At 57.5% G+C, this 17,137-nt stretch carries 16 protein-coding genes; 5 read left to right on the forward strand and 11 right to left on the reverse strand.

Annotation, left to right across the window (positions count from 1 at the left end; genetic code table 11):
• The first annotated feature begins 110 nt into the window (after positions 1-110).
• Positions 111-1,445, forward strand: coding sequence for a ferric reductase-like transmembrane domain-containing protein (locus RGU70_RS02975; RefSeq protein ID WP_322207931.1), 1,335 nt, complete (start codon positions 111-113; stop codon positions 1,443-1,445).
• A 91-nt stretch (positions 1,446-1,536) separates the two neighbouring features.
• Here the strand turns inward: RGU70_RS02975 and phaP are convergent, their stop codons facing one another.
• The 3 genes from phaP to RGU70_RS02990 form a co-directional block, all read right to left on the reverse strand.
• A complete protein-coding gene (phaP, locus tag RGU70_RS02980) occupies positions 1,537-2,100 on the reverse strand; it encodes a TIGR01841 family phasin (RefSeq protein WP_322207932.1) in 564 nt (187 codons plus the stop codon).
• A gap of 216 nt (positions 2,101-2,316) precedes the next feature.
• Entirely contained in the window at positions 2,317-3,471 is a 1,155-nt protein-coding gene (locus tag RGU70_RS02985) for a patatin-like phospholipase family protein (RefSeq protein ID WP_322207933.1), read from the reverse strand.
• Between the two features lie 119 nt (positions 3,472-3,590).
• Complete coding sequence (locus RGU70_RS02990; RefSeq protein ID WP_322207934.1) at positions 3,591-3,803, reverse strand: DUF3717 domain-containing protein; 213 nt, start codon at positions 3,801-3,803, stop codon at positions 3,591-3,593.
• Between the two features lie 245 nt (positions 3,804-4,048).
• Between RGU70_RS02990 and RGU70_RS02995 the strand changes: the two genes are divergently transcribed.
• Complete coding sequence (locus tag RGU70_RS02995; protein ID WP_322207935.1) at positions 4,049-5,950, forward strand: potassium transporter Kup; 1,902 nt, start codon at positions 4,049-4,051, stop codon at positions 5,948-5,950.
• A gap of 211 nt (positions 5,951-6,161) precedes the next feature.
• Here RGU70_RS02995 and RGU70_RS03000 read toward each other — a convergent pair whose 3' ends face one another.
• From RGU70_RS03000 to rsmB, 4 genes are read right to left on the reverse strand one after another with little or no spacing between them, the layout of a single operon-like run.
• Positions 6,162-6,884 (reverse strand): response regulator, encoded by a 723-nt coding sequence (locus RGU70_RS03000; RefSeq protein ID WP_322207936.1) that lies wholly within the window; start codon positions 6,882-6,884, stop codon positions 6,162-6,164.
• Positions 6,885-6,898: 14 nt separating this feature from the next.
• Positions 6,899-9,160, reverse strand: coding sequence for a sensor histidine kinase (locus RGU70_RS03005; RefSeq protein WP_322207937.1), 2,262 nt, complete (start codon positions 9,158-9,160; stop codon positions 6,899-6,901).
• Positions 9,157-9,711, reverse strand: a complete 555-nt coding sequence (locus RGU70_RS03010) for a DUF4390 domain-containing protein (protein WP_322210685.1) — start codon at positions 9,709-9,711, stop codon at positions 9,157-9,159. The genes RGU70_RS03005 and RGU70_RS03010 overlap by 4 nt, the downstream gene beginning before the upstream one ends.
• Positions 9,712-9,764: 53 nt before the next feature.
• Entirely contained in the window at positions 9,765-11,078 is a 1,314-nt protein-coding gene (gene rsmB / locus RGU70_RS03015) for a 16S rRNA (cytosine(967)-C(5))-methyltransferase RsmB (protein WP_322207938.1), read from the reverse strand.
• A 203-nt stretch (positions 11,079-11,281) separates the two neighbouring features.
• On the opposite strand from rsmB, the gene RGU70_RS03020 reads away from it, so the two are divergent.
• On the forward strand, positions 11,282-12,490 hold the full coding sequence (locus RGU70_RS03020) for an MFS transporter (protein WP_322207939.1): 1,209 nt from the start codon (positions 11,282-11,284) through the stop codon (positions 12,488-12,490).
• Between the two features lie 68 nt (positions 12,491-12,558).
• Here the strand turns inward: RGU70_RS03020 and RGU70_RS03025 are convergent, their stop codons facing one another.
• The 4 genes from RGU70_RS03025 to RGU70_RS03040 form a co-directional block, all read right to left on the reverse strand.
• A complete protein-coding gene (locus RGU70_RS03025) occupies positions 12,559-12,903 on the reverse strand; it encodes a DUF1840 domain-containing protein (RefSeq protein ID WP_322207940.1) in 345 nt (114 codons plus the stop codon).
• 160 nt (positions 12,904-13,063) lie between these two features.
• Positions 13,064-13,597, reverse strand: a complete 534-nt coding sequence (locus RGU70_RS03030) for a hypothetical protein (RefSeq protein WP_322207941.1) — start codon at positions 13,595-13,597, stop codon at positions 13,064-13,066.
• 129 nt (positions 13,598-13,726) lie between these two features.
• Entirely contained in the window at positions 13,727-15,262 is a 1,536-nt protein-coding gene (locus RGU70_RS03035) for a YifB family Mg chelatase-like AAA ATPase (protein ID WP_322207942.1), read from the reverse strand.
• A gap of 13 nt (positions 15,263-15,275) precedes the next feature.
• The gene (locus RGU70_RS03040; protein ID WP_322207943.1) at positions 15,276-15,524 is read right to left on the reverse strand and encodes an accessory factor UbiK family protein; all 249 of its coding nucleotides are present in this window, start codon (positions 15,522-15,524) and stop codon (positions 15,276-15,278) included.
• A 436-nt stretch (positions 15,525-15,960) separates the two neighbouring features.
• On the opposite strand from RGU70_RS03040, the gene RGU70_RS03045 reads away from it, so the two are divergent.
• Complete coding sequence (locus RGU70_RS03045; RefSeq protein ID WP_322207944.1) at positions 15,961-16,773, forward strand: TorF family putative porin; 813 nt, start codon at positions 15,961-15,963, stop codon at positions 16,771-16,773.
• 11 nt (positions 16,774-16,784) lie between these two features.
• Positions 16,785-17,123, forward strand: a complete 339-nt coding sequence (locus tag RGU70_RS03050; protein WP_322207945.1) for a P-II family nitrogen regulator — start codon at positions 16,785-16,787, stop codon at positions 17,121-17,123.
• Positions 17,124-17,137 lie beyond the last annotated feature (14 nt).

Genomic DNA, 17,137 nt, shown 5'->3' on the forward strand with positions numbered 1-17,137 from the left:
GCTCGGTTTTGTCGCGCAAATTTGATCCAGTCGCTTGACCTGTGGTTGAAAAGCCAAGACTCTGACGGATTGAGGTTCGGTATGAAGAATCTCTCTGACCGGAGTTGAATATGAAGCAGATTAAATTAAGTTTGTGGTTCTTTTTGCTCGCCCTGAGCGGTCTATGGTTGCTGGCAGATACCTTGATGCCAACCCCTTTTACCTATTTTACGTTTCGCAAGGTCCTGGTCCAATTCACCGGGGTGATTGCCATCGGTGCCATGAGCGTGGCTATGATGCTGGCGATTCGCCCCAAGTGGCTGGAGCGGCATCTGGACGGACTCGATAAGATGTACCGCTTGCACAAGTGGCTTGGGATGACGGCGTTGATTGCGGGTGTCACGCATTGGTGGTGGGTAACGGGTACCAAATGGATGGTGGGCTGGGGCTGGCTGATCCGACCGGCGCGTAAGCTCAAGACGGAGCAGAGTTTCGGCGTGATTGAACTCTGGCTGCGCACACAGCGCGGTACCGCCGAATTTCTCGGCGAGTGGGTGTTCTATGCCGCAGTGGTGCTGATTGCGCTGGCCTTGATCAAGCAGTTTCCGTATCACCTCTTCACCAAAACCCATCAATGGATGGCCGCGATTTATGCGGTGCTGGTTTATCACGCGGTGATCCTTATCAAAATGGACTACTGGCGCCAACCCGTGGGCTGGGCGCTCGCTGTGTTGATGCTGGGCGGCTCTTGGGCGGCTGTGCTGGCGCTATCAGGCCGCATCGGAAATCGGCGGCGAACCTCCGGGAAAATTGAATCACTCCTCTATTACTCGGAACTGCGGATGCTTGAAGTTTCAATCCTGTTAGCGGAGGGCTGGGCTGGGCATGCCGCGGGGCAGTTTGCGTTTGTCACGTCCAACAAGCGGGAAGGGGCTCATCCCTACACCATTGCTTCGTCTTGGAACGCGCAGGACCGGCGGGTCGTGTTCATCGCCAAAGCCTTAGGGGATCATACAAGTCGACTGCACAATAACCTCAAGGTCGGTATGCCCGTCACCGTAGAGGGGCCGTACGGTTGTTTTGATTTTTGCGATCAGCGGCCACGTCAAATCTGGATTGGGGCCGGGATTGGTATTACGCCGTTTATCGCACGTATGAAACAACTGGCGCACATGCCCGTGGCGCAAGAGATTGACTTGTTTCATCCGACGGCGGAGGTTGACCAGGCGATGCTCGACAAACTGATGGCCTATGCACAAGAGGCTCATGTCAGGCTACATGTGCTGGTGACGGGGACGGACGGACGGCTTGATGGGGCGCGCATCCGTGCGGCCGTGCCAGAGTGGCAGTCGGCCAGTATTTGGTTCTGCGGCCCTCCTGGATTTGGGCAAGCCCTGCGCGATGATTTTGAGGCGCAGGGTGTTGCGAATACGGAGTTTCATCAGGAGTTATTTCAGATGCGCTAATTCATTCATGGTTTGCGCACGACAAAACGGATCGCCGAGGCGATCCGTTTTCACATCTGTACCGGCTAGGAAGCCGATGTTGCTCAGATAGTTACTTCTTTGTGGCGCGAGTCGCTTTTTCAGCAACTTGTGTGAACTGCTGGGTAGCGGCTGTCAGGTTGGCTTCCAGGGATTCCACGGCTTGCTTAGTGGTTTTGCTGAATTGCTCGTAACCTGCATTGGCGTTGCCAATCACGGACTTCAGGATGGCAATGGTCTGTTCCGAACCGGCTGGTGCATTCTTGCTCAGCTCATCGACCAGCGAAGATACTTTGCGGCTGGTGTCGGCGATTTGTGCTTCGGCAGTGCGGGTGAATTCTGCTTGCGCACCGGACAGGATGCCCGCCAGATGACGGCTATAGGCCAGCGCTTTTTCTGAAGTCGGTTGTGCCTGGGCAGCAACAGCAGTCAGGAATTCTTGTGGGTTCTTGGTGGCGGCCAGGTGCTGTGCGGAAGCGGTAGATTCTTCCAGCGATGCTTTAGTGGCGCTCAGATTCAGTTCAATGATTTTCTCGACGCCGGCAAACGCTTTTGCTGTCAATGTATTGAGCAAGGCATATTGGGCTTCGAAATGGGCTTTGGTGGCGGCGGAAAATTGGTCTTGGAACGAAAACACGGTGCTCTCCTTGAATGTGTTGTAGGAAAATCAACGTCTGACTTCAGATGGGGAACCGGGCGGGAAAATTCAGCTTTCAAACACTGGTTTAACCGGATTCCTCAAACTGAGGCAGTACGCGTAGCGACGGTGGGTAACGAATGATGCGCCGCAACAAAAATACATTTTACGCACTTATTTGGTGAAGTCAAGCACTTATTGTGCATTGCAACACAACTATTTTTCAGAGGCATTTTTCCCGTATTCATGCACCACAACACCGGCATCGGTGGGTTCAAAAATCCAACCCTGGTCGCTGTCGATGGCTTTTAATGCGTCGTTATAGCCCTGTTCCCAGCGCCATTCAATGGAGCCACGGGCGAAATTGACGTCCTTGGAAGCCATGTTCCAGTCTCGTCCGGCATAGGCCAGCCGCAAAATATGAATGGTGCCGTCGTTTTCCAGTGCCGCCAAATCTTTCAGGTCGGCATGTTTGCGTGTGGCAGCGGGGAGTCGTTCATACAGATCGCGCATCTGGCGGCGCATCTGATGGGTGTGCAGGTAGGCATCGATGTGGCGTTGCGAACGGGAGGCGAAGGTCACGTCCTTTTGCCGGGTCTGCACTTCTTCCAGGGTGCGCGGTTCATTGCCGTCGGCGTGCCACAGGTCGACCATGACGCACAGCGTGTTGCGGCCGGGTGCGTCGTCCAGCACCACTTCCAGCGGGGTATTGGAGTACAGGCCGCCGTCCCAGTAGAGATCGCCGTCCACCCGTATCGGGGCAAAGCCGGGGGGCAGCGCGCCGCTGGCCATGATGTGTTCGGGGCCGATGCGTTGTGTGCTGCTGTCGAAATTGACCAGCGTGCCGGTCGCGACTTTCACTGCGCTGACGGTCAGGCGCATGCTTTTGTCGCTATTGAGATAGTCGAAGTCGACCAGCCCCTCCAGTGTGGTGCGCAAGGCCGAGGTGTCGTAAAAGCTGGCGTTTTCAGGCGGAACCGGCAGTCCCATTGCAAAGGGATTGAACGGGCGCGGAGAAAAAAAGCCGGGGACGCCGCGGGCGAAGGTGTCCATGGTCAATAGCCAGGTATTGAGCTGACGGGTGGCATCAGCCACGGCGTTCATGTCCAGTGCATCGTCGTGCGCGATGCCCTCCCAGAACTGACGCAAGCGGGTGATCCGTGTTTCGCGCGGGTTGCCGGCGATGATCGCGGCGTTGATGGCGCCAATCGAGGTGCCGACCACCCAGTCCGGAGTCAGGTTGCGTTCGTGCAGCGCTTGGTAAACCCCGGCCTGATAGACGCCCAACGCGCCGCCGCCTTGCAGGACGAGTGCAACATTCGGTCGCGTGGGGGAAGGGTCTTTTTTCTTGCCTGGTGTGCGCGTAGCCATGATGGAGGATCCTTTGATGAGCTGCGGGAAACGGAATGGCAGAGCACGTTCGTGATGTTGCTGGAGCCCGGTCGAATGAAACATTAATACGCCGGACGACGGGAGAACCAGGCAGTGTACTAAGTATGCGTTTGCCAGTTTTCCAATAGCGTACGTTGCTTGTTTTCCAGTGCGTCCAGGGCGAGTTTGCCGCGATGCTCAAAAATCATCAGGGCGTAGAGACTGGCGAGGGCGTTGACTTCGCTAGATAAGGCGCATTCCTCGCCAGTAGCGGGGGATTGCAGTCGCCAGAAATTGATGGCGGCTTCCAGTTCAGTAAGGGTAATTTCCATAAGGCAATGATTCCGGTGGGCGCTATCGTAGCCGCTGAGAGTGGCTGAAGTGTAGCGTAAAAATATGACCGGGCTTGTCTGGGTGTGTGTGGCTGTCTTCTAGGCTTCCCGTAGGGCACTGTCAAGTTATTTTGCGGTGCAACGCAGATTTTCTGCAACGTCTGAGTGACGATGAATGCATTTTTGAGTGAAGCTCCAAATAGTACGATAAAGTACGCGCAATTGCTTTTACCCTCGGGATATCCATGCGCTCTTCAACAGTTCGGCCCAATCATTCCTTTCGTTCACAACGCTTGCACATCATCACTTTGGCGGCGCTGGGAGTGGTGTTCGGTGATATCGGTACCAGCCCTCTTTATGCGCTGAAAGAATGCTTCAGTCCGGAACACGGGATTCCTTTTTCGGCAGCGGGCGTGCTGGGCATCATTTCCATGCTGTTCTGGGCTATTACGATTGTGGTCTCGCTCAAATACATCATGTTTGTCATGCGGGCCGACAATAACGGCGAAGGTGGCGTACTGGCGCTGATGGCGCTGTCGCTGCGCACGGCGGTGGCCGGATCGCGCTGGGCCAAGCTGCTGATGATGCTGGGCGTGTTCGGTGCCTGCATGTTTTATGGCGATGTCGTGATTACGCCGGCCATTTCCGTGCTGTCTGCGGTGGAGGGGCTGACCATTGCCGCCCCTTCATTTACCCAGTGGGTAGTGCCGGTCACTATTGTGATTCTGGTGGCGCTGTTTCTGTTGCAGCGGCATGGCACGACGGTGGTGGGCAAGCTGTTCGGCCCGGTCATGTTTCTGTGGTTCTTTGCCCTGGCAGTGCTGGGGGTAATGAATATCGTCAAGGCACCCGAAATCCTCGCGGCAATTAATCCCTACTATGCAGTGAACTTCATGCTCCAGCATTCCTGGCAAGCATTCATCGTGCTGGGTTCGGTCGTGCTGGTGCTGACCGGCGCCGAGGCGCTGTACGCAGACATGGGGCATTTCGGTATTCGTCCGATTCGCTATGCGTGGTTGTACACCGTTATGCCGAGCTTGCTGATCAATTATTTCGGACAGGGCGCGAACCTGCTGGTGCATCCGGCAGCCGTAGAAAATCCCTTCTTCCTGATGATGCCGGAGTGGATGCTGGTGCCGATGGTGTTGCTGGCGACACTAGCCACGGTGATTGCTTCGCAGGCGGTGATTTCGGGCGCGTTTTCACTGACCAGTCAGGCGATTCTGCTGGGCTTTGTGCCGCGCATGAAAATTTTGCATACCTCGGAAGACGAGCGCGGACAAATTTACATTCCGGTGATCAACTGGATGCTGCTGGTTCTGGTATTGGCTGTCGTGCTGGCATTCAAGAAGTCCGACGCTCTGGCTGCCGCTTATGGTGTCGCTGTGACGACCACCATGGTCATCACTACGGTGTTGGCCGGCGTGGTGATGCGCCGCGACTGGAAATGGAGCCGACCGATCGTGGTGCTGGTCATCAGCTCTTTCTTCATCGTTGACTTCGCCTTTTTTGCTGCCAATCTGTTGAAAATAGCCGACGGTGGCTGGTTCCCGTTGCTGCTGGGCGGCTTCGCGTTCTTCCTGCTGATGACGTGGTACTCGGGACGGATGTTGCTGCGCACGCGCACCAAGGACGATGGCATTCCGCTGGTGCCTTTTGTGGAGGGCTTGCTGGCCCATCCTCCGCACCGGGTCGGCGGCACAGCCGTGTTCATGAGCGGTAATATCGATACGGTGCCGGTAGCCTTGCTGCATAACCTGAAGCACAACCGCATCCTGCATGAACGGGTGTTCTTCCTGAAAATCAGTATCTGGGATGTGCCCTACATCAGCGATGAAAAACGCCTGACCCTGACGGAACTGGGCGGCAATCTTTATGTACTGCGCGCAGTGTTCGGCTTCAAGGAAGCGCCTGACGTCAATCGGGTGATGGCGCTGATGAGCGAGCGCTTCGGTCAGGAATTCGACTTGATGGACACCTCGTTCTTCCTGGCGCGCGATTCGGTGGTGCCAAGCAAGCTGATGGGAATGTCCTTGTGGCGCGAGCAATTATTCGCCTGGATGTATCAGAACGGCGCGAAGCCTTCGGACTTTTTCCGCATTCCGCCTAACCGTGTGGTGGAACTGGGAACCAAGGTGGAGATTTAAGGACCGGCTGATTCAATAGATTCTGGACAGCAGATGCCCGCCGTACTTAACAGTGCGGCGGGATTTTTTTTGACTGAGCTTGCGCTGTTTTTGGGCTTTGATCAGAGACGCTCTGAAGAAATGGACGGGGAAGCAGGGAGAGGATGGGGGATGAAGTTCTTCTGCGGCAAGCGACCGTCGGCATGGCGCCGGACGACGGTCGCTGCGCCGGTTACAGCGCTTTGCGTGCGAGTTTACCCGGTTCGACGCCGAGTTGCTTGAGTTTGCGGTAAAGATGGGTCCGTTCCAGTCCGGTACGTTCCGCCACGCGCGTCATGCTGCCGTTTTCTTGTACCAGGTGGTATTCGAAATAGGCGCGCTCGAAGGCGTCGCGTGCTTCGCGCAGGGGAAGGTCGAAAGAAATGTTGGCGGCATTATCCGGCGTCGACGACTGGCTGGTGCTATGCGCGCCTTCTGGCGTGATATCCGCGTTGGCGGCGATTGCCTGAAGCGAGGCCGGAGTGCTTGTGTTTGCCGAATCACCGGCGGGCGTTACGGGACGCAGATAGGTGGCAGGACGGACGGCGTCGCGGGTATGCACCAATCCTTGCTGTACCGCTTTCAGCAGTTTTTGCAGTGCGATTGGCTTCTCCAGGAAGTTGAGCGCCCCGATGCGGGTTGCCTCCACTGCCGTATCAATCGTGGCGTGACCGGACATCATGATCACCGGCATGGTCAAAAGACCATCCCGTTGCCATTCCTTGAGCAGTGTTACGCCATCGGTGTCGGGCATCCAAATATCGAGCAGCACCAGATCCGGCACGATGGATAGGCGCAATTCGCGCGCCTGCTGCGCATTTTCTGCGCTGGACACAACGTGTCCCTCATCACCCAGAATTTCCGATAACAGTTCGCGGATTCCCATTTCGTCGTCAACGACCAGGATGTTAGCCATTTGCCTCTTTCCTCTTATACGTCCGGTGCTAACTTTAACAGCAAAATTAGTATTTTTGCGCCACTTGTATCCACTCGATTTTGAATATCGATTCTGCCACTGTGTTCGTCGATGATTTTTTTGACCATGGCCAAGCCCAGACCGGTGCCTCGGGCCTTCGATGTGACATAGGGTTCGAAGGCGCGCGTGAGTATTTTTTGCGCGAAGCCGGGGCCATTATCAATAATCGAAACGCGCACGGCCTTGTCAGATAAACCATCGGCGCTGGCATAGTGTACTTGTTCCGTCACGATATCGATGCGCGGCGTCGGCTGGCCACTGTCGGTGACGGCATCCTGCGCATTTTGCAGCAAGTTATGGATCACTTGCCGCAGTTGCGTCGCGTCGCCCAGAATCTTGGGCAGATCCGGTGCCAAATGGGCATGGATGATGTCGCGGTCGTCGCCGGCCAGATATAAATTCAGAATTTCGCTGACCAGCGCATTCAGGTCGAGCACTTCCGGCTTGGCTTGCGGCACGCGGGCATAGTCACGGAAATCGTCCACCATGCGCTTCATCGCCGTCACCTGATTGACGATGGTGGTGGTGCTTTTCTCAAGGATGGCAGCATCCGGCGGCATCAGCTTGTCTGCCAGACGCATTTGCAGGCGCTCGGCCGATAACTGGATAGGCGTCAGCGGATTTTTAATTTCATGCGCCAACCGACGGGCCACTTCGCCCCAGGCGATCGAGCGCTGGGCTGAAATTACATTACTGATGTCGTCGAATACCACGACATAGCCAACACCGTCGCCCACCGGCAGATGCGAGCCGCGTGCCAGCAGCGTGACGGTATGGTTGTTTTCATTATCAGCGTGTTCGAGCGGCAACTCGATCTGCCGCTGCCAGTGCAGACTGTCGCCGGCGGCAGAGCCGACACCGAGATGGGCGTGCTGCTCGGAAAAGGCTTTGATGATCGCTTCGGAAAAGAAGTGCTGGCCGGGGATCGCGAGCAGTGGCGTACCGATGTGGGGACTGAAATCGTATTCCAGGATGCGGTCCACCGAGCCATTGCTGCTGACCAATTGAAACTGTTCGTCCAGCACCATCACGCCCGCCGACATATTCGCCAGCACCGACTCCAGATAGGCTTTGGCGTTCTCCAGCTTGGCGCGGTTTTCTTCGACTGTGGTGCGGGCATCCAGCAGTTGCCGGGTCATGATGTTGAAGGATTTGGTGAGGGTGCCGAGTTCGTCGGCGCTGGAAACGATAGGGCGTGGCGAGAAATTGCCCTCGGCCACGGCCTTGGTTCCTTGCGCCAGCAACAGCAGCGGCTTGACCAGATCGGTGGCGATCAGGAAGGCGCTGGCAATGGCGCCGAAGATGGCCAGCAGCAGCGTCAGCGTCAGCGTCACCAGATAGATTTTGCGCAGGCCGGAACGCGATACTGAGCGTTGCTGATATTCGCTGTAGGCGGCGCGCAGGGTTTCCGCATTAGCCGCCAGATAGCCCGGTACCGGTTGCAATATCTGGAGGTAGCGCTCGCTGTTGGGCGCTGTGAGTGAATGGCTGGCGCTGTGGATGACCACGACCACGTGCAGTCGCAGATCGTGGTCGCCGTCATCATTGATTGACCTGGGGGTACTACGGGTGTCGTCGCTTTCAACGACCGCGAAGCCGCGCGACATTCTCGCTTGCGTCAGCATCGTTGGCGTCGGCAAGGTCGGCGTGAGCGAACCCAGATTGCCGCCGACCGAGGCCAGTACCTGCCCGTTGCCGGTAACGACCGACGCTTCCAGATTTTGATCGCGCAGCCGGGATAAATAAACGACTTGCGCGGACTCCGGCATGTCGGCCAGCTCCTGCGCCATAGATCGTGCGCGGACGGTGAGGTCGGTCAGCGAGGCGTCCAGCGCGCTGCGGCCGAGGTTGAGGCCGGCTTCCAGCGCCGATTCAATGCGGACATCGAACCAGGATTCAATCGAGCGCGAGACAAATTGCACCGACACCATGTAAATGACCACGCCGGGCAAAATACCGATGACTGCAAACAGCATCACCAGCCGCGCCATCAGCCGTGAACCAAAAACGCCGCGCCGGTAGCGTTTGTACAGACGCGCCAGCAGCATGATGACCAGGCACAGCAGGCCGATGGTTACCAGCGCATTGAGGCCCAGTAGCAAGGAGTAGTGTTGTTCGAAAAAAGCGGAGTTTTCTGAGGCAGAGGCGAGCAAGAACAACAAAATGGCAGAGGCCGCGCCGGCAATCACGAGCAGGTAGCGGATGGTGCGGCTCATTCAGGCTTGAAGGAGAACGTTTTCCAGTCGGAGGAAAAGCGCCAGTCGCTGTTGTTGAGCGCATTGATCTGGAACGGCTTGGGCAATTGGGCCACATCCAGGTACATGCGCAAGCTGACTGCGTAGACCTCGCCGGATTTGAGCGTGCCTTTTTCTGCGATCAGCCAGCGGTTCGGACGACGCAGCAGCGACAGTGCGTCGTCGAGGGAGCTAAAATTTTGTTGCAACTGGCCGGTGACCGCCGCATGGTACTGGCGCGTCAGGACATTGTAGGAAAGTCGGATGGTGCGGGAGGTGGAAATGGCGGTTTCATCGAGCCAGTACCAGCGCTTGCGTGTCAGTTGCAGGTCGGTGGTGAAATACAGTGGCACGCCGCGCACGAGTGCGTCTTCCAGCCCATGATTGAGTTCAAACGTATAGCTGGTCGCTAAGCGATAACCCTCATCGGTAGATTCCAGCGACGCCTGCGCCAGTTCTATTTCAGCAGCATGGGCGGGAATCAGAACGCAAAGCAGCAGGGCAGTGAGGCAAGCACGCCAACATCGGGCCAGACGCTGCGGTAGCGAAAGACGTGCTGCAAGAAGGCGCAGAGGAAAATAAATCGTCAAGGCAATACACCCGGTTTTTGGAACAGCGCATAAAACAGACCGTCATGGTCAACTTCTGCATTGGCGGTCGGCAACAACTGGCCGGGAGCGGGCAGGCGGATGGCTTGATTGCGGATGGCGAAAGCAGATGCCTGTTGCTCCGACTCCTGGGGCCATACCGAGCAGGTAACAAGCAGCAATTTACCATCGGGCCGTAGCATCTGCCAAAGGTTGTCCAGGATTTTCGTGGAAAGTGTTGCTAGTTGGAGGGTGTCGGATTTGCGGCGCAGCCAGCGGATGTCAGGATGGCGGCGCACGATGCCGGAGGCGGTGCAGGGCACATCGGCCAGGATGCGGTCGAAGGGCAGGCCGTCCCACCAGTCGCGGCCAGTAGCGTCGCCGCAGACCAGATGCGCTTGCAGCTGCAAGCGGTCCAGATTTTCCTGCACCCGCGTCAAGCGGCGGGGATCGTGATCTAAGGCATACAAATCCAGGTCGGCCACTTCCAGCAGGTGGCCGGTTTTGCCGCCGGGCGCGGCGCAAGCGTCCAGTACGCGCATGCCATCCTGTACATCCAGCAGCGGTGCGGCCTGTTGCGTGGCGGCATCCTGCACCGAGATCAAACCGTCGGCGAAGCCCGGCAATTGCGCTACCGGGACCGGTTTGAGCAGACGAATAGCGTCCGGCCCGATCTGACGGGCGGACATGCTGCGCTGTTCGAGGGTCAGTAAATAATCGGCGACAGAGGTGCGACGGCGGTTGACGCGCAATGTCAGCGGGGGCGGCTGATTGCCGGCCGTCAGGATGTCTTTCCAATCGCGCGGGTAGACTTCCCGCATGCGGTCGATCCACCAGGTGGGGTAGTTCCATGCACCGGGCGGCGTTTTTCCGGCTTGCTCCAGCAGCATCGCCTCTTCGCGCAGAAAACGGCGCAGGACGGCGTTGACCATGCCCTTGGCATGCGCCATGTCGGGATCGTCTGCGGCAGCGGCGACGGCCTGATCGACCAGGGTAAAGCTGGGATAGGCGGCTTCGCCGCGTTCGGCGGCCAGCGCCAGCGCGCAGCACAGCAATCCATGCAGAATCGGTGGTTGCGGCGCTTTGGTGGTGAGTAATCCTAGTAGCACTTCCGCCATGCCAAGGCCGCGAATGGTGCGGTAGGCGATATCTTGAATCGCGCCCCGCGTGCCGGGAGGCGCATCCATTTCAGTAAAGACTTGCGTGAGTGCCAGAGGCAGCGCGCCGCCGGCGAGTACGCGGCTGACTGCGCGTGCGGCACCATGCAATTGGAAAGCCAGGGAATCATGGTGCAGGGAAAGAGTGGTCGTCACGTTAAAGCCCGGTCGTGCCTGACGACAAAAACACCGTCGGCGAAATGGAGAAAAACTCGAACCCTCTGCCGGCGCTGCACAAGATGCTGCGGCCGTAGCGCGGCGCGCCAGTGTACCAGTTCAAGCTGCGGAATCGGGTCTGTCCCGGCAATTTCCTTGCGTTTCAGATACAGTAAGCGGCTTTCTTTTACCGACTGCCCCTCATGAGTACATCCAGTACCAGCCACGCCCCGGGACAGGACATTTCCTCCCGGATGATTTTCTTGCTGGCTGCCGCTGCCGGTCTGATCGTCGCCAATCTCTATTACGCACAACCGCTGGTCGGCCCCATCAGCGCAGCGCTGGGCATTTCGCCGGGCGCTGCCGGGCTGATCGTGACCTTGACGCAAATCGGCTACGGCCTCGGCCTGTTATTTCTCGCGCCGATTGGCGATCTGGTCGAAAACCGCCGTTTGATTCTGATTTTATTGGGCGTGACGACCGTGGCTTTGCTGTGCGCGACTTTTGCCCAGAGTGCCCCTCAGTTTTTCCTGGCTTCGTTGGCGATTGGCATCAGTTCTGTCGCCGCGCAAGTCGTCGTGCCCTATGCGGCGCATCTGTCTTCGCCGGAAACGCGCGGGCAGTCCGTGGGGAAGGTCATGAGTGGTTTGTTGCTCGGGATTCTTCTGGCGCGACCGCTGGCCAGCATCGTGGCCGATATGTTTGGATGGCACGCTATTTTCGGCTTGTCGGTATTGGCCATGGCGCTGCTGGCGCTGGTGCTGATGCGCTTCCTGCCGCGTCGTGTTCCGGTCGGAGGTCTGCATTATTTTGATTTGTTGCGTTCGATGTGGACGCTGCTGAAAACCACGCCGGTACTGCGCCGGCGCGGGGCCTATCACGCCTTGCTGTTCGCGACCTTCAGTTTGTTCTGGACCACGGTGCCGCTGTGGCTGGCGAGTCCTGTCTATCAGATGTCGCAACGCGGCATCGGCCTGTTTGCCCTGGCCGGAGTGATCGGCGTGTTTGCCGCACCGATGGCCGGAAAACTGGCCGATCGCGGCCACAGTCGCTTGGCGACAGGGATTGCGATGAGCGCCGTGGCAGTGGGTTTTCTGCTGATGCATGTGGCCCAGAATGGCACGCCCCTGGGTGTGGCGCTGTTGCTGGCGGCGGCGCTGCTGGTTGATTTCGGCGTGTCCGCCAATCTGGTGATCGGACAGCGGGCAATTTATGCCTTGGGCGCAGAAGTGCGTAGCCGCTTGAACGGCTTGTATATGGCGATGTTTTTTGGTGGCGGTGCGGTGGGTTCGGCGCTGGGCGGGTGGATTTATGCGCAAGCCGGCTGGACTGGTACGGCCTGGCTGGGTTTTGCCTTCCCTTGCATAGGTCTGCTGTACTTTGCCACCGAATTCAGGAAGCGTGCCGACTGAGCATGCCGCTTCGTGATGAAGTAATACAAACGGAGCGGCGCTCGCCGCTCCGATCAATGCTCAGGTCGTCAGACGCCCCATATTACGTCGTGCTTGCTTTCGCCTGCTGCGCGTAGCATCTCCAGCAGGGGGTATGCCCGCGCCGAAAAAGTTACGGGCTCTATCTTTTCATGTTTGTGGTCGTCGCCATTGCCGTTGTGATGGGCGTGTACATCGCGTTCCAGCGCTTCGGCGGCTTCGTGCGCCTTGCTGTTGACGATTTGTTTTTCGAGCAGCGCCTGTGCATTGGCGTTTTCTGCGGCGGTGATGACGCCTATCTTGATATCTTTGTGCAGCATGTCCAGTATCGGTTTTGCATGCGACTCATACATCACGACGTCGGCGGCAGCTTTGGATTTGAACGTAACGAGCATATTTCCTCGGGGTAATCAGGTAGGTGAATCGAAAAGACGCGTAAGAATACCCGTAGTGGGTTGGTTTGTCATGCGCCACCCCCCTTTTCGTGCTGGTGTGCTGGTTCGTGCTGGTATCGTCGCTGGCTGTTTTGTTGTCCACCAGCGCTATTCGGACAAATTACATGGCTTTGAACGAAGTGAAAAACATGTCCAGGGTTTCAGGCGTGACGGCTTTGGCGTCGCCCAGAACGAGGATTTGATAGATGCGCGGCCCTTTGGCGGCGAAACGCGCGGCCAGCCGTGCCGGTTTGCCGCGCAGGGTGCCGCTGGCGGCGGCATCCAGCGTCATTTCTGCGCCATTGACGGTTCCGGGGATGTGGGTTTGGTCAGGTACGCCGTTGATGTTGGCAATCAGCGCCGTGCGCATCCCGGCGAGTGCGGCTTGCGCTTGCTCGGCATTCGGTAACAGCGCCGTGCCGACGGCAAAGCTGATGTTGTCGACTTCGGCGGCAGTCATGGTCATGCTGACTTGCGTGTTGCCCAGCGTGACGGGGCGCGAATACGAACTAGGCTTGGCGGGCAGCAGCACCGAAAAGGCGCCGTTTTCACCGTGGGCTTCGCGCCAGTTGTAATGAGGGGAGCAGGCGCTGAGCGCTACGATCAGCAGCAGTAGCGACAGTAGCGACAGGGAACGACGAAAGCGCATTTCCATAAGTTATCCGGGAGGGGGGGCGGTGGGTAGTCGTCAATTATAAGAGACGATCCCTGTCCGGGCCGATTGGGGCCAGTTGGACTCGCACCGTGCTTCGCTTGACTCGCCCTTGTGGGGCGAGACGACAGTTCAGGATTCGCGCAGGGCGCGCCGGTATTGGATCGCTTCGCCAATGTGCGCCGGGGCGATGTTTTCTGTCAAAGTCAGATCAGCGATGGTGCGCGCCACTTTCAGTACGCGGTGATAGGCGCGTGCCGACCATTGCAGTCGGATCATGGCGGCGCGCAGCAGTTGTTCGCCGGCATCGTCAGGTTGGCAGTGGAGTGCGATCTCGGAGGGGGTGAGCAAATGATTCAGTTTTTGCTGGCGCTGATGTTGTCTGCTGGCCGCTGCCGCGACGCGTTGTGCAATGACGGCGGAGCTTTCGCCCGGTGCGGCGGAGGAAAGCTCTTCCGGCGTCAGCCCGCCGACGCTGATTTGCAGGTCGATGCGATCGAGCAAAGGGCCGGAAATTTTCCCTTGATAGCGACGCACCTGATCCGGCGTGCAGCGGCAGCGGCCTTCCGTGTGGCCGTAATAGCCGCAGGGACAGGGGTTCATGGCGGCAATCAGTTGGAAGCGGGCGGGAAAGTCGGCTTGCCTCGCGGCGCGGGAGATGGTGATGCGTCCTGATTCCAGTGGTTCTCGCAAGACTTCGAGTACTTTTCGATCGAATTCCGGGAGCTCATCGAGAAATAGTACGCCCTGATGCGCAAGTGAAATCTCCCCCGGCCGTGGAACGCCGCCACCGCCGACCAGCGCGACGCCGGAGGCGGTGTGATGCGGTGCGCGGTAAGGCCGCAATTTCCATTTCGATAAATTAAAACTGCCGTTGAGTGATTGCACCGCCGCGGTTTGCAGGGCGTCGTCATCGTTCAGTGGTGGCAGGATGCCGGGCAAGCGGGCGGCCAGCATCGATTTTCCGGTACCGGGAGGGCCGATGAGCAGGGCGCTGTGGCCGCCGGCCGCGGCGACTTCCAGCGCCCGTCGTGCTTGCAGTTGACCTTTGACTTCGCTGAAGTCGGCGCAGAGTGGGGCGACGGCAAGCGGCGTGGCGCAATGCGGAACCAGCCGGTCGTTTTCCATTGCGGCACCGCCGGCCAGTGCCGAGAAATGCGCACAGACTTGCAGCAGGGATTGTGCAGGATAGATCGTGGCATGGGAGACCAGGGCCGCTTCATCCGCATTTTGCCGGGGCAGGATGAAGGCGCGGGGAGTGCGTCCAGCCGCTCCGCGGTGCATGGCATAGGTCATGGCGAGTGCGCCACGGATCGGGCGCAGCTCGCCGGAGAGCGACAATTCGCCGGCAAATTCGTAGCGCGATAGCTGATCGGACGGCATCTGGCCTGATGCCGCCAGAATGCCTAGGGCAATGGGGAGATCAAACCTGCCGGATTCTTTTGGCAGATCGGCCGGTGCCAGGTTGACGGTGATGCGTTTGGCGGGAAATTCGAAGCGGCCGTTTTGCAGGGCGGCGCGGACTCTGTCCTTGGCTTCTTTGACTTCGGTTTCGGGCAATCCGACGATAGTAAAAGAGGGAAGCCCGTTGGCCAGATGGACTTCGACCGTCACTTCCGGGGCTTCCATGCCGGCCAGTGCGCGGCTTTGCAGTACGGCCAGACTCATGACAACGAGGGGGTCAGGCAGTCGCTTGCTTCAATTGCGCTTCGAGTGCGACGACGCGCGCTTCCAGCAAGTCCAGTTTGGTGCGGGTTTTGGCCAGGACCTGGGCCTGAATGTCGAATTCTTCGCGCGTGACCAGATCCAGCTTGGAAAACCCCTGATTGAGCATGGCCTTGACGTTTTTTTCGATGTCTTTGGCGGGGGAGCTGGCGATGGCCTGTTGCACGCGGGCCTGCATGTCCGCAAAAAAGCTGGATTTGTCCATGATGTTCCTTATTGATTCTGAAAAAGGGAAAAGACAAGTGTACCTGTTTGCCGAAAAATCATGAAATCACGGGGCGCTTGCGCCGTCGTTGCTGGCGGGGGTGGCTGAGATCGTCTGTTTTCTCCCGACGCGAGAGGAATTTATAGGGAATCTGGGGCGAAATGAGAGGGCATTGAAGCAGGCATAGCGAGGTCGTCCACAAATTACAACATCTGATTTAATCCCGGAAATTATGATTGGTACGAGTTCTTGTTTGGTGCAGAATCCAATTTTCGCACCAAATAGACGCTTTTTCTGTGGATTGATATGTCGGATTTGGTTTTTTGAGTGCTTAAAATTATTGAAAAGAGAAATGAATCGTTGGCACGGCTCCTGCTAAGGAGTCTGTGCAAGGATTAAAAGAGACGAAGTTCAACATCGAAATCAGAGGGAAGACATGAAAAAATTGATATTGGTAACGGCAGTTGCGGCAACTCTGTTGGGTAACGTGGCTTATGCGGAAGATGCGCCAGTGGTTGCGGAAGCGGTTCCGGATAACCTGGTGACCTATAACATTGGTGTCGTCAATGATTACCGTTTTCGCGGTATTTCCCAAACGCGCTTCAACGCGGCCCTCCAAGGCGGTGCTGATTATGTGAACAATCCAACCGGTCTGTACGTCGGCACATGGCTGTCGAACATCCAATGGATCAAGGATGCTGTCAACGCAGTACCAAAGCAGTCGGGCACTGGTTCGATTGAATGGGATCTGTACGCAGGCAAGCGCGGCGATATCGGCGGCGGTTTTACCTACGATGTGGGCGGTCTGTACTACTACTATCCGAGCAACAACTACGCCAGCAGCGGCGGGGTGAATGCCAATACGTTTGAACTGTACGGTCAAGTCGGTTACGGCCCTGCCTACTTCAAGTATTCGCAAGCGCTGACGAATGCCTTCGGTAACGCTAACAGCAAGAACAGCGGTTACTACGATCTGGGCGCTAACTTTGATATCGGTAACAACGCCATCATCGGCTTGCATATCGGTCATCAAACCATCAAGGGTTCGGTCGGCACGGTCGGCAACAGCCTGTATAGCTACACAGACTGGAAAGTCGGCTACACCAAGACCTTCGAGGATTTCTACGGCATTGCACTCGGCGTGGCGTATGTCGGTACCGATGCTAAAGATGCGGCTTACAGCGTGAATCCAAACAAGAAAAACCTGGGTCGTGACGCCATCGTCTTTTCCCTGGCAAAAACTTTCTAATCGAGGTCACTATGAAATTGATTACAGCGATCATCAAACCATTCAAGCTTGACGAGGTCCGCGAGGCCTTGTCAGCGATTGGTGTACAGGGCATCACGGTCACGGAAGTCAAGGGTTTTGGCCGGCAAAAAGGCCATACAGAGTTGTATCGCGGCGCGGAATACGTCGTGGACTTTCTGCCTAAGACAAAAATCGAAGCAGCCGTCGACGACACTATCGTCGAACGCGCACTGGAAGCCATCGAATCCGCCGCACGTACCGGCAAGATTGGCGACGGTAAGATTTTCGTTCAGGACTTGCTTGACGTTATCCGTATCCGTACCGGTGAAACCGGTACAGAAGCTCTTTAAGGGGAATCGCATGA

Source organism: Herbaspirillum sp. RTI4 (assembly GCF_034313965.1).
Classification (GTDB): Bacteria; Pseudomonadota; Gammaproteobacteria; order Burkholderiales; family Burkholderiaceae_D; genus Herbaspirillum.

Excerpts from the sequence above, each read along its gene's own strand:
- RGU70_RS02975 (WP_322207931.1), top strand. The coding sequence starts at position 111 with ATGAAGCAGATTAAATTAAGTTTGTGGTTCTTTTTGCTCGCCCTGAGC.
- RGU70_RS02985 (WP_322207933.1), bottom strand. The coding sequence starts at position 3,471 with ATGGCTACGCGCACACCAGGCAAGAAAAAAGACCCTTCCCCCACGCGA.
- RGU70_RS02990 (WP_322207934.1), bottom strand. The coding sequence starts at position 3,803 with ATGGAAATTACCCTTACTGAACTGGAAGCCGCCATCAATTTCTGGCGA.
- RGU70_RS02995 (WP_322207935.1), top strand. The coding sequence starts at position 4,049 with ATGCGCTCTTCAACAGTTCGGCCCAATCATTCCTTTCGTTCACAACGC.
- RGU70_RS03000 (WP_322207936.1), bottom strand. The coding sequence starts at position 6,884 with ATGGCTAACATCCTGGTCGTTGACGACGAAATGGGAATCCGCGAACTG.
- RGU70_RS03005 (WP_322207937.1), bottom strand. The coding sequence starts at position 9,160 with ATGAGCCGCACCATCCGCTACCTGCTCGTGATTGCCGGCGCGGCCTCT.
- RGU70_RS03020 (WP_322207939.1), top strand. The coding sequence starts at position 11,282 with ATGAGTACATCCAGTACCAGCCACGCCCCGGGACAGGACATTTCCTCC.
- RGU70_RS03025 (WP_322207940.1), bottom strand. The coding sequence starts at position 12,903 with ATGCTCGTTACGTTCAAATCCAAAGCTGCCGCCGACGTCGTGATGTAT.
- RGU70_RS03030 (WP_322207941.1), bottom strand. The coding sequence starts at position 13,597 with ATGGAAATGCGCTTTCGTCGTTCCCTGTCGCTACTGTCGCTACTGCTG.
- RGU70_RS03035 (WP_322207942.1), bottom strand. The coding sequence starts at position 15,262 with ATGAGTCTGGCCGTACTGCAAAGCCGCGCACTGGCCGGCATGGAAGCC.
- RGU70_RS03040 (WP_322207943.1), bottom strand. The coding sequence starts at position 15,524 with ATGGACAAATCCAGCTTTTTTGCGGACATGCAGGCCCGCGTGCAACAG.
- RGU70_RS03045 (WP_322207944.1), top strand. The coding sequence starts at position 15,961 with ATGAAAAAATTGATATTGGTAACGGCAGTTGCGGCAACTCTGTTGGGT.
- RGU70_RS03050 (WP_322207945.1), top strand. The coding sequence starts at position 16,785 with ATGAAATTGATTACAGCGATCATCAAACCATTCAAGCTTGACGAGGTC.